At 71.9% G+C, this 15,104-nt stretch carries 12 protein-coding genes; 7 read left to right on the plus strand and 5 right to left on the minus strand.

The features are described from left to right. Positions 1-100 precede the first annotated feature (100 nt). Positions 101-3,349, minus strand: a complete 3,249-nt coding sequence (locus ABZ463_RS18075) for a BTAD domain-containing putative transcriptional regulator (RefSeq protein ID WP_362777183.1) — start codon at positions 3,347-3,349, stop codon at positions 101-103. A 148-nt stretch (positions 3,350-3,497) separates the two neighbouring features. On the opposite strand from ABZ463_RS18075, the gene mscL reads away from it, so the two are divergent. The 3 genes from mscL to ABZ463_RS18090 all read left to right on the plus strand — a co-directional run bounded on the left by mscL (position 3,498) and on the right by ABZ463_RS18090 (position 5,426). Continuing rightward, a complete protein-coding gene (mscL, locus tag ABZ463_RS18080; RefSeq protein ID WP_352009724.1) occupies positions 3,498-3,920 on the plus strand; it encodes a large conductance mechanosensitive channel protein MscL in 423 nt (140 codons plus the stop codon). A gap of 34 nt (positions 3,921-3,954) precedes the next feature. Then, positions 3,955-4,569, plus strand: coding sequence for a hypothetical protein (locus ABZ463_RS18085; RefSeq protein ID WP_362777186.1), 615 nt, complete (start codon positions 3,955-3,957; stop codon positions 4,567-4,569). A 269-nt stretch (positions 4,570-4,838) separates the two neighbouring features. Beyond that, on the plus strand, positions 4,839-5,426 hold the full coding sequence (locus ABZ463_RS18090) for a YbhB/YbcL family Raf kinase inhibitor-like protein (protein WP_352009726.1): 588 nt from the start codon (positions 4,839-4,841) through the stop codon (positions 5,424-5,426). A gap of 8 nt (positions 5,427-5,434) precedes the next feature. Here the strand turns inward: ABZ463_RS18090 and ABZ463_RS18095 are convergent, their stop codons facing one another. Together ABZ463_RS18095 and ABZ463_RS18100 are read right to left on the minus strand one after the other, a co-directional pair. Next, positions 5,435-6,586 carry a DUF5685 family protein gene (locus ABZ463_RS18095; protein WP_362777190.1) on the minus strand — a complete coding sequence of 384 codons (1,152 nt, stop codon included), beginning with the start codon at positions 6,584-6,586 and terminating at the stop codon, positions 5,435-5,437. 266 nt (positions 6,587-6,852) lie between these two features. Then, positions 6,853-8,436 (minus strand): peptide chain release factor 3, encoded by a 1,584-nt coding sequence (locus ABZ463_RS18100; RefSeq protein WP_352009728.1) that lies wholly within the window; start codon positions 8,434-8,436, stop codon positions 6,853-6,855. Between the two features lie 227 nt (positions 8,437-8,663). Between ABZ463_RS18100 and ABZ463_RS18105 the strand changes: the two genes are divergently transcribed. Together ABZ463_RS18105 and ABZ463_RS18110 are read left to right on the plus strand one after the other, a co-directional pair. Continuing rightward, positions 8,664-9,425 carry a protein phosphatase 2C domain-containing protein gene (locus ABZ463_RS18105; RefSeq protein WP_352009729.1) on the plus strand — a complete coding sequence of 254 codons (762 nt, stop codon included), beginning with the start codon at positions 8,664-8,666 and terminating at the stop codon, positions 9,423-9,425. Positions 9,426-9,793: 368 nt separating this feature from the next. Then, positions 9,794-10,624: a phosphoribosylaminoimidazolesuccinocarboxamide synthase gene (locus tag ABZ463_RS18110; protein ID WP_362777195.1), complete on the plus strand. Its 831-nt coding sequence runs from the start codon at positions 9,794-9,796 to the stop codon at positions 10,622-10,624. A 49-nt stretch (positions 10,625-10,673) separates the two neighbouring features. On the opposite strand, the gene ABZ463_RS18115 is transcribed toward ABZ463_RS18110, so the two are convergent. Continuing rightward, positions 10,674-11,471: a protein phosphatase 2C domain-containing protein gene (locus tag ABZ463_RS18115; RefSeq protein WP_352009731.1), complete on the minus strand. Its 798-nt coding sequence runs from the start codon at positions 11,469-11,471 to the stop codon at positions 10,674-10,676. Between the two features lie 84 nt (positions 11,472-11,555). On the opposite strand from ABZ463_RS18115, the gene ABZ463_RS18120 reads away from it, so the two are divergent. Then, the gene (locus ABZ463_RS18120) at positions 11,556-13,451 is read left to right on the plus strand and encodes an N-6 DNA methylase (RefSeq protein ID WP_362777199.1); all 1,896 of its coding nucleotides are present in this window, start codon (positions 11,556-11,558) and stop codon (positions 13,449-13,451) included. A 24-nt stretch (positions 13,452-13,475) separates the two neighbouring features. Further along, positions 13,476-14,369 carry a serine/threonine-protein kinase gene (locus tag ABZ463_RS18125; RefSeq protein ID WP_352009733.1) on the plus strand — a complete coding sequence of 298 codons (894 nt, stop codon included), beginning with the start codon at positions 13,476-13,478 and terminating at the stop codon, positions 14,367-14,369. A gap of 3 nt (positions 14,370-14,372) precedes the next feature. On the opposite strand, the gene ABZ463_RS18130 is transcribed toward ABZ463_RS18125, so the two are convergent. Then, on the minus strand, positions 14,373-14,987 hold the full coding sequence (locus ABZ463_RS18130; protein WP_352009734.1) for an NAD-binding protein: 615 nt from the start codon (positions 14,985-14,987) through the stop codon (positions 14,373-14,375). Between the last annotated feature and the right edge of the window lie 117 nt (positions 14,988-15,104).

The raw sequence follows: 15,104 nt of genomic DNA on the forward strand, positions 1-15,104 counted from the left end.
GGCGCGGCGAAACCGGCATGACATGGGAGTATTCCTGGCCCTCAGGCGGGAGGACAGGACCGCGCCCGGCGATTCGCGGCCCGTCGGCGGGCCCGCCCGCCTACCGGCCCGTCCTCGCCTCCCCCACCGGCTCGGCCAGCCTGTCCTCCAGGTCGCGCAGCGCGGGCTCGTGGCGGGTCAGCCGGGCGCGGGTGACCAGGTCACGCGCCGCCCCCAGGTGGTCGTGGGCGCCCCGGACGTCGCCGTCGAGCAGGGCCAGCCGCCCCAGGCACAGGTCCGTCACCGACCAGCCGAGCAGCCTGCCCGCGTTGGGGGCGAGCAGGCCGTACAGGACACGTCCTGCCGCCCGCTCGCCCAGCGCGGCGCAGGCCTCGCTGAGGGCGTCGGGGACGAACCGGTAGGCCAGGTCGGGTCCGGCGGCCGCGAAGCCGTCCTCGGCGAGGACCGCGAAGACGGCGCGTGCCCGCTCGGTCTCGCCCAGGTCGATCAGGGCCAGGCAGCGCAGGGCGAGCCAGGGCCGCTGCCCCGGGCGCAGGGCGAGCATCTCGTCGGCGACGGCGAGCGCCCCGGCCGCGTCCCCGTCCGCCCGCAGCGTCAGGAAGCGGAACACCCCGCGCCGCAGCCCGGCGTCGTCCCTGCCCAGCGCCCCCTCCGGGTAGGCGGCGGCGGACTCCTCGGCCGCGGTGAGGGCCGCCTCCGCGTGCCCGCACAGCCAGGCGTGCACGGCCCGCTGCCAGGCGGCCAGGCTCACCATCGAGGGGAGCCTGAGGCGTTCGGCCGTCTCGGTGAGCCAGGCCAGCAGTTCGGGGGCCCGTTCGGTCCTGCCCTGGGTGAGCAGCTCGACGTAGGCGGTCTCCCTGCCGACCCACTCGACGGCCAGGTCGCCGATGCGGTGGCCGATCTCGGTGATCTCGTCGATGACCGCCTGCCTGCGGTCGTGGTCGTGTTCGGTCCGGGACAGCAGCTCCTGGACGATCAACGTCCTGGCCAGCGTCCTGTCGTCACCGAGCCTGCGGGCCAGCCGTACGGCCTGCAGCGCGGTCCGCGTGCTCTCCTCGACGGGCCTGGTCGTCGCGCCGGTCAGCGCGGCGGCGGCCAGGAGCTGGGCCCGCCAGGGCGAGTCGGCGGCCAGCCCGGAGGCCAGGACCCGCTCGATCCGCTCGGTGAGCCGGTCGATGCCGGTCGTCTCCTCGTACATGGCCAGGGAGATCGGGTCGGTGAACCCCAGCACCGCCCTGGCCAGCCTGCTGTCGTCGCCGAGCCCCTCGGCGATCTCCGCCGCCGCCTCAAGGGAGGCGTGGGCCGCCACGCTCATCCCGGCGGCGCCCTGCGCCTCGGCCAGGTCGAGCAGCAGGTCGCAGCGGAGCGCGTCGTCGGACCTGGGCAGGGCGCCGACCAGCGCGATCGCCTGCTCCAGGTTCTCCACCGCGTCCTCGTGGGCGAACTGCGCCGTGGCCTGCGCCGCGGCGCGCCGGGTGTAGCCGATCGCCTTGCCGGTCGTGGCGGCGGTGAGCAGACTCTGCCGGTAGTGGTGGGCGATCTCGGTCAGGCGCGCCCCGCCACGGGCCTCCAGCACCTCGGCGATCCGGGCGTGCAGGCGCCTGCGGCGCAGCGGGGGCAGCGCCTCGCGCAGCACGTCGCGGACGATGTCGTGGACGAAGCGGCAGGCGGGTCCCCGCCCCTCGGTCAGCAGCCCCGCGCCGACGGCGGCGTCCACGATGTCGAGCACCCGCTCGACGGACAGCCCGGTCACCTGGGTCAGGACGTCGGCGACCACCTGATCGCCGAGCAGCGCCGCGGTGGTCAGCACCTCCTCCGTCTCCGGAGGCAGGCCCGTCATCCGGCCGCGCACGACGTCGGAGAGCGCCGCCGGGGTCTCCCCGAGCCGCAGGACCTCCCCCAGGAAGAACGGGTTGCCCGCGGTCAGCCTGCCCATCTCCCCGGCCAGCCCGGGGTCGGCGCCGGCCCGCCCGAGGTACTCGCCGATCTCCGCCTCGCCGAGCCCCCGCAGCGGGAGCCTGCGCACGTACGGCAGCCGCGCAAGGGCGGCCAGGGCGTGTTCGAGCGCGCCGCCGGGCCGTACCTCGGTGTCGCGGTAGGTGGCGACCACGGTCAGCTTGGGGCACAGCCGGGTCGAGGCGAGGAATTCGAGCAGCCGCAGCGAGGAGGCGTCGGCCCACTGGAGGTCGTCGAGGACGACCAGGACCCTGCCGTGCTCGTTGAACAGCTCGGCGAAGGCCTCGTAGAGCTCGAAGCGGTCGCCTCCCGAGGGACCGGCCTTGCCGCCCTGCCCGCCGGTCAGCTCCTGCGCGGCCTGCGTCCAGGGCCAGAAGGGCGGCGCTCCCGTGCCGTCCCAGCAACGGCCCCACACCACCCGGTTCCCCTCGGCCCGCGCGGTCCGCGCCGCCTGTTCGGCCAGGCTCGTCTTGCCGATGCCCGGCTCCCCGGCCAGCAGCACCACCCGGTACGGCCCGCCTGTGACCGCGGCGTCGAGCACCTCCGCCTCGGCGTCCCTGCCGATGAGCCGGATCTCCCGAGGGTCCTCCGCGGGCCGGGGCGGAGCCGGTGTGGCCTGGACGCGGGGGGTCAGGGACGGGTCCTGGGCGAGAATGCGCTGTTCCATCTCCCTTGAGCGGGGGTCGGGGTCGAGGCCCAGCTCGTCGGCCAGTGTGTCGCGTCCCCTGGCCAGCACGGCGAGCGCGTCGGCCTGCCGTCCCGCCTGGTAGAGGGCATGCGCGCCGAGCACGTGCAGGCGTTCCCTGAACGGGTTGTCGGCGACCAGCCGCGTCAGGGTGCCCGTCAGCTCCGCCCCCAGGCCGAGCGCGAGTTCGCACTCGGCGAGGTCCTCCTGCAGGGTCAGCCGCTGTTCGCCCAGGTGGGCGGCCTCCCGCGTGGCCCACGAGGCCTCGGCGAAGTCGGCCAGCGGCTCCCCGCGCCACTCGGCCAGTGCCAGCCGCAGCCGTCCCGCCGCGGCCTCGTGCTCGCCCGCGGCGGCCAGGCGCCTGCCCTCGGCCGCGTACCCCCGCACCCTGGTCAGGTCGAGGTCCCGTGCCGGGATGTCGAGGGCGTAGCCGCCCGGCTTGCTGACCAGGACCGTGGGCCGCGTGGCACGGCTCCTGCCGGGTTCGAGAGCCCGGCGGAGCTTGGAGACGTAGGCCTGGAGGGTGTTGAGCGCCCTGGGCGGCGGCTCGCCCTCCCAGAGCTCCTCCATCATCGTGGCCGCCCCGACGGGCCTGGGCGCGGCCAGCATGCACAGCGCCAGGACCGCACGCTGCTGGTGGGGACCGATGTCCAGCGGCGTCCCGTCACCGGTGATCACGCTGACCGGTCCCAGCACACGAAAGTCCATCAGGCACCTCGCTCACGAATTCGGCAGATGGTAACCCACCATGGACCCGGACCGTAAAGTCGTGGTCGTGCGAACGTCATCGCTCAGTTACTCTCCGGGGCGGGCTTCGCGGTAGGCTCGGCGTCCACACGAGTGGAGGACGCACGGAATGACCGGATTCAAGAAGTTCCTGATGAGGGGCAACCTCGTCGAGCTCGCCGTGGCCGTGGTCATCGGCGCGACGTTCAGCGGCCTGGTCCAGGCCCTGGTCAAGGACCTCATCACCCCGCTGATCGCGGCGGTCACCGGCGGCAACGAGCCGGACTTCTCCGACTACGTCTTCACGGTCAACGGCGCCAAGTTCATGTACGGCGACTTCGTCAACCAGCTGCTGAGCTTCCTGATCATCGCCTCGGTCGTCTACTGGCTGGTCGTGCTGCCGATGAGCAGGGTCGTCGCCTACTTCGACAGGAACAAGGAGTCGACGGAGAAGAAGTGCCCCGAGTGCCTCAGCGACATCCCCGTCGCGGCCAGGCGCTGCGCGTTCTGCACGGCGGTGCTGGAGGACTCCGGAGCCACGGCCGCCTCCTGAGCGCCCTCCCCGTCGTCCGCGAGACGATGGGGTCATGAGTTTCGAACTGGCCGTCTGGCACGAACCCGAGCCGATCACCGCCGAGCGCGCGGCCGAGGTCCTGCGGGCGCTGCGCGAGGGCGACACCCGGGCCGTACGGCCTCATCCCGGGGTGGCCGAGTTCACCGCCGCGTTCCCCGAGGCCGTGTCCTTCGGCGACTCCCCGGCTTACGCCCTGCTCACCGTGGACCTCGAACGCTCCGACGAGGTCGCGGGCGAGGCCTTCGCCCTGGCCCGTGAGTGCGGGCTCGTCTGTTACGACCCGCAACGCGGGCTGGTGCACAACCTGGCCCCGCTGGGCGCCTATCCCGGCATGCAGTTGCGCACCGGGGACGGCATGATCGTCGTCGATCCCGACCTGCGGCTCGTCGGGGACGCGGTCGCCACGATGTCGCCGCAGAACCCGTTCACGGCGCTGGTCGTCTTCGGTGAGCACTTCGTCCAGTCGTCTCCGGAGATCACCGGATACGAGCTGGAGTACAAGGACAGCGCGCGGGACGTGATGGTCCGCACGCACGTCCCGGAGATCGGCGCGGTGCGGGAGGCCTTCGTCGAGTACGCCGAGGGGGGCCGTTCCTTCCTGGAACGCCACGACTGGCGCCGGGTCTAGCGGCCGGGCGGGGCCGTACGGGGAGAGGGGCTGTGCACGGGCCGCCCCGGGGATGCGGGGGACGCCGGAAAACCGGCCACCGGCTCATCGTCCACCACCCTCACCAGCCTTTTCACGACATAGACGACGCCAGGCGGAAAAAGGCGACAACGCGGTGATGGCGGGGAAAAACAGTGATTTGTAAGCTGTGTCAGTAATATCGGTAAACCTCGGAGAATCCGAGAGGACACCGGCGGGAGCACCACGACCCAACCTTCCAGGAGCCCCCCGTGACCATCAAACGAGCCGCCTCGTACGCCCTGCTCGCCGCGCTGACCGTCACCTCCTCGGTCGCCACGGCCGCCCCGTCGAGCGCGGACACGGCCGGCCACGCCGCGTTCGCCCTGACCAGCGCCGCCTTCACCGAGGGCGGGACGATCCCGAAGGTCCACGAGTGCACCAGCGGCGGCAACGACCCGCGCCAGCACAACGAGTCCCCGCCGCTGACGTGGGCGGGCGCGCCCACCGCCGCGCGCAGCTACGCGCTCGTCATGCGCGACCTCGACAACAACAACCTCATCCACTGGGTCATCTACGACATCCCGGTGGGCGTGACCTCGCTCCCGCAGAACGTCGATCACGCCTACCGGCCCACGGTCCCCTCGGGGGCCAGGCAGGTCTACTACCGCGGCAGCGCCAGCCTGTACGGCTACCAGGGCCCCTGCTCGCCCAGGACCGTCAACACCTACGAGTTCGTGGTCTACGCGCTCAACAGGGCGAGCCTGACCGAGCTGACCACGAGTTCCTCGACGCAGACCGCGGCCAGGGTCATCGCCAACGCGTCGCTGGGGTCGGCCAGGCTGACCGGGGAGTCCTGAGCGCTCCGTCAGCAGCCGCAGTCGCAACCGCAGCCGTCGCCGCAGCACCCGTCGCCGCCACAGCAGTCACAGCAGCTTCCGCAGTCGCCGCAGTTCCCGCAGCAGTCGCAGCCGCTGGCGTCGCACCGCTCACCGCATGACTTGTACCGGTCCTCATCCCACGGGGGCCGGTACAGGCCACAGGTGCAGCAGGCCATCGCCGCGCACATCATCGACAGCAGGCCGCCGGGGTCGGGCTTGAGCCGCGGGTCGCGGGGCCGGTCGTGGTGCGGGGTCTTGGGGTCCTTGTGACCCGGTCTCCCCCGCTGCCCGGCCAGGGCGAAGGTCCGTTCGACGGAGCGGGCGGTCTCCCTGACCAGCAGCGCCCTGACCAGGGTCCGCCGTTCCAGGTCGAGTTCGGCGACCGCGAGGCGCAGCCCGAGCAGCGCGTCGTCGCAGTGGCGCCGGGCCTCGGCCAGGCCGGTCCCCGAGGCGATCAGCGGGTTGTAGGCGCCCCGGGCACGGTCCTCGGTCAGGTCCTCGACCGCGTCGAGCAGGTGGGCCAGGCGGCCGAAGTGGCGTCCCGCCTCCCGCAGCGCCTCCTGGTTGTGCGGTTTGCCGGTGAGCAGGGCGGTGTGCCCGAAGGCGGCGGCGACGGCCTCCTCGGTCGGGGCGGTCAGTTCGAGCAGCCGCAGCCCCGGCACGCCCTCCAGCCTGGTCTGCTCCGCCACCGCCCTGACCAGGACCTCGGGGTCGAAGCCGACCGCGACGGCCGTACCCGAGCCCGCCGCGGACCAGCGGGTGGCGACCCGGCCCGCGACGGCCGCGACCGGCCTGCGCGCGTAGGCGCCGTCCCCGTCCGCGACGTGGTCCCCGATCTTGCCCGCGGCCAGGATCAGCGAGACCGCCGCCGCGAGCCGTACCCCCTGCTGGGCCTCGACGACGTCGGCGCCCTTGAAGCCGCGCAGCGCGCACGCCGCGGCCCTGCGGTGCGGGGAGGAGGAGACGGCCTGGGCCTCGGTGAGCACCGAGACGAGCAGGCCGTCGTAGTTGGTGACCAGCCGGGAGAGGTGGCCGTGCTCGTCACGCAGAGCCAGGCAGAGCCCGCACAGGTGCGCCATCCACTCCTTGAACAACCCGTTGCACATCCCGTGGCGGCACGGGCGGACGATTCCGAACATCTGCTTCCCTCTGTCACACGGCCGCCGTCGCACGGCACGCGAGCCACCGCCCTACCCCCCCGGTGGACAGGCGCTCCGGCGATAAGGATGCCCCATTTGGCCGTCTTGTGGGGATATATCGCACTAGGCGCGGACAGTGTCGCCCATTCTCCGATAGGCGGCGCGACAGAGGGCCCCTACGCCCGCCTCCAGCAGCCTTCAGCGGCCCCAGCGCGCCCGATGTGATCCATCGAGACCCGGGGCCGTTCGGCGGCTCGTAGGGCGGCTCAGCCCCGGGTGTCGGCGAGCAGGGCCTTGAGCACGAGGTTCGGGTGGTCACGCAGCACGCCGCGCATGCGCCACTCGTCGCTGAACAGCGCGAGCAGCTCTCCGTCGATCGCCCGGGTGAGGACCTCGACACCCCGCTGACGGGCCAGGATGGGCGCGGACTCGGCGTCGGTGATCCTGGCCAGGCTGTAGTCGAGCCTGTCCATGACGATCTCGGTGTTGAACTCCCCCGCCAGGCGGTGCTTGACCACGTCGAACTGCATCGGGCCGACGGCGGCGAGCACCGGCGACTGGTCTCCTCTGATGTCGGAGCGCAGGACCTGGACGACGCCCTCGGCCTCCATCTGGTCGATGCCCTTGCGGAACTGCTTGGCCCTGCTCGAATCACGGCACCGGGCGGTCCAGAAGTGCTCGGGCGCGAAGCTGGGGATCTTGGGGAACTCCACGGGGACGCCGTCGTAGAGCGTGTCCCCCGGGCGCAGGGCGGTGGCGTTCACCAGGCCGACCACGTCGCCGGGGAAGGCCTCGTCGATGGTGGCGCGCTCCTGGCCGAAGACCGACTGGGCGTACTTGGTCGCGAAGGGACGGCCCGTCGCCGCGTGGGTCAGCACCATGCCGCGCTCGAAGCGCCCCGAGCAGACCCGGACGAAGGCGATCCGGTCGCGGTGCGAGGGGTCCATGTTGGCCTGCACCTTGAAGACCAGGCCGGAGAACGGCTTGTCGAGCGGGCGGGGGTCGTCCTTGACGTCAGGGCGGGGTGCCGGGGCCGGGGCGATGTCCACCATGGCGTCGAGCAGGCGGCCGACGCCGAAGTTGTTCAGCGCGGCGCCGAACAGCACCGGGGTCGACTCGTGGGCCTCGAAGGCCTTCTGGTCGTGGTCGGAGCCGATCGCCGACAGCAGGTCGGCCTCGTCCCTGGCCCGCTCCCAGTCCTCGCCGAGCTCGGCCGTGGCCAGCTCGGGGGTCAGCAGGGTCTCGATGGCCTTGGTCGCCCCACCGGGGGTCCGGGTGTAGCGGACCGCCTGCTCGGCGACGCGGTCGATCACCCCGTGGAAGAAGCCACCGGTGCCGATCGGCCAGGTGATCGGGGTCGGCCGCAGGCCGGTCTTCTCCTGGATCTCGTCGAGCAGCTCAAGGGCCTCCCTGCCGGGACGGTCCCACTTGTTGACGAACGTGATGACCGGGATGCGCCGGTGGCGGCAGACCTCGAACAGCTTCAGGGTCTGCGGCTCCATGCCCTTGGCCGCGTCGAGCAGCATGACCGCGCAGTCGACGGCGGCCAGCACCCGGTAGGTGTCCTCGGAGAAGTCGGCGTGGCCCGGGGTGTCGACCAGGTTGAACATGTGGCCGCGGTACTCGAACCGCAGGGCCGCCGAGGTGATGGAGATGCCCCTGGCCTTCTCCATGTCCATCCAGTCGGAGGTGACGCCACGCCTGCCGGCCTTGCCGTGCACGGCACCGGCCTCACTGATCGCCGAGGCGTGCAGCGCGAGCGCCTCCGTCATCGTGGACTTTCCCGCGTCGGGGTGGCTGATCACCGCGAACGTACGGCGCCGCCCCGCCTCCTGCGTGACCGCGGTCATTTCCTCAGCTCCTCGCCGTCCGGGGTGGTGGGGCTCCCGGCAACGTGTGCGGGGAGCCGAAACAGCTTACGCGCCACGGTGACCCCCAAAGGATGTGACGACACTTCCACAGGCCGCTTGCGCCACCATGGTGTTAAGTGGATTGTGGAACATCTCGGTTCGACCGTGCCGATTCCACCGCCCGAAAGCGACCCGCTCGTGCAACTCGACCTTCCAGTGGTGTGCAGATGATCACGCTCCGCTACGCAGCCGGTTCCGACGTCGGCCGTGTCCGCCAGGGCAACGAGGACGCCGGGTACGCCGGCGCCCGGCTGCTCGCCGTCGCCGACGGCATGGGCGGCCACGTGGGCGGGGAGGTCGCCAGTTCGGCGGCGATCGCCGCGGTCGCCTACCTGGACCACGAGTGTTCCGCCGACCTGGCGGCCGCGGCCGAGGCCGGGATACGCAGGGCCAACCAGCGCCTGCGCGAGCTCGTCGAGCAGGACCCGTCCCTCACCGGGATGGGCACGACGCTGACGATGATGCTCTGGGACGGCCCTCGGGTGGCCCTGGCCCACATCGGCGACTCCCGCGCCTACCTGCTGCGCAACGGCGACCTCTACCAGATCACCTACGACCACACCCTGGTGCAGACGCTGCTCGACGACGGCCGGATCACCCCGGAGGAGGCCGCCAGGCACCCGCACCGGTCGATCCTGCTGCAGGTCCTCGACGGCGGAGACAACGCCGACCCCGACCTGTCGCTGCGGGACGCCGAGGTCGGCGACCGCTACCTGCTGTGCTCGGACGGCCTGTCCGGGGTCGTCGAGGCCGAACGGCTGCGCCACGTGCTGGCCGAGGTCGACGACCTCTCCGAGGTGACGCGGCAGCTCATCGACCTGGCCTGCGAGGCGGGCGGCCCGGACAACATCACCTGTGTGGTGGCCGAGGTCGTCGAGGGACCCGGCTCCGAGGAACCGGTCGTCGTCGGCTCGGCGATTCCCTCCTGAGACCCCTCCTGACGGCCTTCCGAGGGTTCTGGTCGCGGCGCGGGGCAGGCGCTATCGTCGGTGCTCAGCGTTCCCGCAACGATCGTCACCCTCGAAGGGATGTCCGTCGTGTACAAGGAGTTCGCCATCGAGGCGATCGTGTGGCTCATCCCCGTCGTGATCCTCGTCGGGCTGGCCATCATGATCACGCGGCCCGCCTGAGGCCCCGAGGCCGGGGCGCGCAAGGCCCGCCGCCCCGGTTCTCACCCCTGCGACTACGCTGTTGGTGCCGATCAGCCTCCCACCGGGCCGGGCGGACACGTGTCAACCAGCGGGCGGTGCCGCCATCGCGGCCATCGTGCCGAGCGATCTCAGGGGATTAGGGAACAGTGAAGCTTCTCCACTCAGGGAAGGTCCGCGACGTCTACGAGGACCGGGGCGACATCATCCTGGTCGCCTCCGACCGGGTCTCGGTCTACGACGTGATCCTGCCCACGCCCATCCCCGACAAGGGAAGGATCCTCACCCAGCTCTCGCTGTGGTGGTTCGAGCAGCTCGCCGACGTCGTGCCCAACCACGTCATCTCCGCCACCGAGGTGCCCGACGAGTTCGAGGGCCGGGCCGTACGGTGCAGGCGGCTGGAGATGGTGCAGGTCGAGTGCATCGCCAGGGGTTACCTCACCGGCTCGGGCCTGAAGGAGTACCAGGCGACCGGCGCGGTCTCCGGGGTCGAGCTGCCGCCCGGCCTTGTCGAGGGTTCCAGGCTCCCCGAGCCGATCTTCACGCCGACCACGAAGGCGCCGCTCGGGCAGCACGACGAGTTCATCACCTTCGACGAGGTGGTGGCCCGGCAGGGCGCGGAGACCGCGCGGGAGCTGCGCCGGATCACCCTTGAGGTCTACCGGCGCGGCGCGGAGCTGGCACGCGAGCGCGGTGTGATCATCGCGGACACGAAGATCGAGCTCGGCCGGGACGCCGAGGGCACGCTGGTGCTCGGCGACGAGGTGCTCACCTCGGACTCCTCGCGGTTCTGGCCCGCCGACCAGTGGGAGCCGGGACGCCCGCAGTTCTCCTACGACAAGCAGTTCGTCCGCGACTGGGCGGCCAACAGCGGCTGGGACAAGAAGGGGCCCGCCCCCGAGGTGCCCGAGGAGGTCGTCGAGATCACCAGGGCCCGCTACATCGAGGCCTACGAGCGCATCACCGGCAGGACCTGGTAGTGCCAGGTCCGGTACGGCGGGCCGGCCTCCGATCCGCCCGCCGTACCGGTCACAGGGACAGTCTTCGCTCCGCCGCGGCGCCGACGACGAACCGGTTCGCGGAGGCGGGGTGGGCGCCGAAGTCGGCCACGACACAGGTGATGTTGTCGGGCCCGCCACCCCGGTTGGCCAGGTCGATGAGCCATCTGGCCGCCTCGTCGGGGTCGCCGATGTCGGTCAGCGTGTTGAACAGGGTCTCCGGGCCGACCACGGCGGTCAGGCCGTCCGAGCACAGCAGGTAGCGGTCGCCGACCTTGGCCTCGCGCAACGACAGGTCGAGTTCGCCGTCCCCGGTGCCCTCAAGGACCCGTAGCACCATGGAGCGGCGTGGGTGCTCGGCCGCCTGCTCCGGAGTGATCCGCCCGTCGTCGACCAGCGACTGGACCAGGGTGTGGTCGTGGGTGATCTGGTAGAGGGCGCCCTCGCGCAGCATGTAGGCGCGGGAGTCGCCGACGTGGGCCAGCGCGAAGGAGGCGCCGTCCCAGAGCATGGCGGTGAATGTGGTTCCCATCCCCCGCAGGGTGGGGTCCTGCTCGCTCCTCTCCCTCAGCGCGTGGTTGACGTCCCGCGCGGTGTTCTTGATGGTGGTCACCAGATCGACGCCACTCTGCGGGAGACTGTCGTCCAGTGCCGCCAGGGCCGTGACGGCCAGGGAGCTGGCGACCTCCCCGCCGGCGTGACCGCCCATGCCGTCCGCTATGGCCAGCAGGCGCGCGCTCGCGTAGCCCGAGTCCTCGTTCGCCTCACGGCGGACGCCGACATCCGAGCGGGCGGCATAGCGCAGTGCCGGTGCTTCGTTCAGTGCCATGAAGGCAGTAAATCATTGGTTGAAGCACTTCACAAGCAAAGCTGTTGTAGACCGCTGCGGCACAGTGAACTACTCTGGCCCAGTATGGAGGAGAGCCAGGAGATCACGGTGAACGCGGGCGACATCGCCCGGCTCGCCTCCGTCGGCCGTGCCGCGGTCAGCAACTGGCGCCGCCGCCACGACGACTTCCCCCAGCCGGTCGGCGGAACCACCTCCAGCCCGCTCTACTCCCTGCCCGAGATCGCCGCTTGGTTGCGCCGTAACGGCAAGACCTTCGAGGTCTCCCTCGGTGACCTGGTCTGGCAGCGGCTGCGCACCTCGGCCGACGACCTGCGCCTCGGCGACCTGGTCGGCGGCGCCGGGGCCTTCCTGCTGTTCCTGCACCGTGAGCCCCGGGCCTGGCGTGAGCAGGGCAGACGCGCTTTGTCCCGGATCGCCGAGGTGACCGCCGACCTGCCCGGCACCCCGGCACGCGTCAACGACCCCGCGCTGCTGCGCCTGGTCGCCGAGCTGGCCGCCGAGCTCGGGCCGCTGCCCGCCTTCGAGTTCCTCTGCGAGCGCTACGTCGAGGCCCACTCCCGCAGGCTCTCGGTCACCAGGGACGACGTCGCCGCGCTCATGCACCGGCTGGCCGTGCAGGACGGCGGAACGGTGCTGGACCCGGCCTGCGGGGTCGGGACCCTTCTGCTGCACGCGGAGAACGCCCTCGGCCAGGAGATCAACGAGACGAACGCGCTGCTCACCGCGGTCAGACTGCTGCTGCGGGGGACGAGGGCGCGGATCGTCGCGGGTGACTCGCTCCGCGAGGACGGCCTGTCGGACGAGCCCGCCGACGCCGTGGTCTGCGACCCGCCGTTCAACGAGCGCGCCTGGGGTTACGAGGAGCTCACCGGCGACCCCCGCTGGGAGTACGGCCTGCCGCCGCGCGGGGAGTCCGAGCTGGCCTGGGTGCAGCACTGCCTCGCCCGCGTACGGCCCGGCGGCCTGGTGGCGATCCTGATGCCCGCCGCCGCGGCGAGCCGCCGTCCCGGCAAGCGGATCAGGGGCAACCTGCTGCGCGCCGGGGCGCTGCGTGCGGTGGTCACGCTGGGCGCGGGCGGCCCCGACCTGTGGCTGCTGCGCCGTCCCGACGGGGAGAGGCCCCCCTCCCAGCTTCTGGTGGTCGACGCCAGTGAGAACCTGTCGGTCGTCGAACCCGCCTGGCGGGCCTACTGCGACGACCCAGAGGCCGAGATGACCGGCGAGAGCCGTACGGTGCGGATCATCGACCTGCTGGACGACGAGGTGGACCTCAGCCTGGCGCGCGTCCGCCCCCAGCAGGGCGGCCCCGACTTCCTGCGTGACTTCACCGGGGCGCTCGACCGCTTCAGGGGCACCTCGGCGAGGCTCTCCGGCGCGCCCTTCGCCCTCGAACCGCTCACCGAACGGCAGGACCTGCCGACGACCACCGTGGGCGAGCTGGTCAAGGCGGGCCTGATCACGATCCTGCAGGCCCCGCCGAAGATGTCCGTCGAGAAGGGCCCGCTGCCGGTGCTGACCGCGGAGGACGCCGCCCTGGGCACCGCCCCCTCCGGCAGGACGACCCCTGACCCGGCGCCGGTCATGGTCACGCCCGGAGACGTCGTGACGACCGTCATGGGCGCGGTGCGGGTGGTCACGCACGGCGGGGCCGCGCTCGGCCCGCAGCTCACGCTCTACCGGGTCGATCCCGGGCGGCTCGACGCGGACTTCCTCGCCGGTTTCCTCCGTTCGGCGGACGCGGCGCGAATCCATCCCAGCTCAAGCCGCCTCGACGTACGGCGGGCCAGGGTGCCGATGCTTCCCCTGGTTGAGCAGCGCCGTTACGGCGCCGCCTTCCGTGAGCTGTTCGCCCTTGAGGACAGATTGCGCGAGACGGCGGCGCTGGGGGAAACCTTGATCCGGTTAGGCTTTGACGGACTGGTCGACGGTCATCTGCGGCCGTGCGACCAAGGAGTGTGATGTTCCGCGGGCTTGGAGGACCGGATGGTCATCGGCGACCGGTACGTGCTCGACGACCTCCCGCTCGGCCAGGGCGGCATGAGCGCCGTCTACGCGGGGCACGACAGGCATCTCGACCGCAGGGTCGCCGTGAAGTTCCTGCGGCTCGTCACGGGGCCCGACGAGGAGATGAAGCGGCGCTTCCTGCGTGAGGCGCGCATCCTGGCCAGGCTGGAGCATCCCGGCGCGCCCGTCCTGTACGACTTCGGCACCTTCGACCACCGGTTGTTCCAGGTGATGCAGTTCATCGCGGGCGTCACCGTGGCCGACCTGCTCAGCGAGCACGGCCCGCTGCCGGTTCCCTGGGCCGCCACGATAGCCGCGCAGGCCTGCGCGGTGCTGGTCGCGGCCCACGCGCTGAGCATCTACCACCGCGACCTCAAGCCGACCAATCTGATGCTCTGCCCCGACGGCAGCGTCAAGGTGCTGGACTTCGGACTGGCCGTGCTCCGCGAGACCGGTTCGGCCCAGTTCACCCGGGTTGGGCAGATCCTCGGGACGCCCGCCTACATGGCCCCCGAGCAGATCCAGAGCGGGATCGTCGGGCCCCGCAGCGACCTGTACGCCCTGGGCTGTGTGATCCACGAGATGCTGACGGGCGAGCAGTTGTTCACCGGCCCGACGGAGTACGCCGTGTTCGAGCGCCAGGTGAAGGAGCGCCCGCCCCCCGTCGGCGGCGTCCCCGCCGAGCTGAACCGGCTGATCCAGGACCTGCTGGAGAAGGACCCCGAACGGCGCCCCCCAGGGGCCGACGTCCTCTACGAACGGCTGCAGCCCTTCGCCGTGAACCCGCCGATGCTTCCCGGCTTCCTCAACCCGCCCTCGGCGCCCAGCCCGGGGCGGATGTACGCCCGGATGGTCGGCCGCGTGCTGGCCTGACGTTCAGGGGGCCGCGTCGACCGGCCTGCGGCACACGTACGCGATCCCCGGCGGGATGTTCCGCCAGACGGGCCCGGTGATCAGCACCTCGTCGAAGACCGCGCGCAGCCGCCGGCGCAGCGCCCTCGCCCCGGCCAGCGGCAGCGCGTGCAGGTAGGTCACGGTCGTGAACGCCCCGCCCGGGGCGAGGGCCCCGCTGATCTGGCCGAGGATGCGCTCCTGCACGTCACCGGGGAAGAACGACCACGGCAGCGTGCTGACGACCGCGTCCACCCGCTCGACCCCCGCCTTGGCCAGCAGGGTGCCCAGGTCGGCGGCGTCGCCGTACAGGGTCTCCATCCACGGCCTGGTCCTGCGCAGGTGCGCGGCGAGGTCGGGGTCGATCTCGACGGCCAGGTGGCGGGAGCCGGGGGCCAGCCGCGCGTGGATGACCTCGCTGATCGGGCCGGTGCCGGGGCCGAGCTCGACCACGACCGACGCGTTCCCCGTGGGGACCACCGCGCTGAGCGCCCTGCCCAGGACGGGGGAACTCGGCGCGATCGCGCCGACGACGTGCTGTCTGCGCAGCGCGGCCGACATGAAGGCCCGCAGGTCCGGGCGTACGGCTGTCTGGTTCATGGCCCCCATGACACCGTCGCCGGGGTCGTGGACACAGGACGCCAAAGCCTAGTTTTCCGGGTATATCTGGCTATACCCCTATAAGTGGGGTTGCTCTCCTGGGGGCCTCCGCTCCGG

Origin of the sequence: Streptosporangium sp. NPDC020145 (genome assembly GCF_040631275.1) — a bacterium.
Lineage (GTDB): Bacteria > Actinomycetota > Actinomycetes > Streptosporangiales > Streptosporangiaceae > Streptosporangium.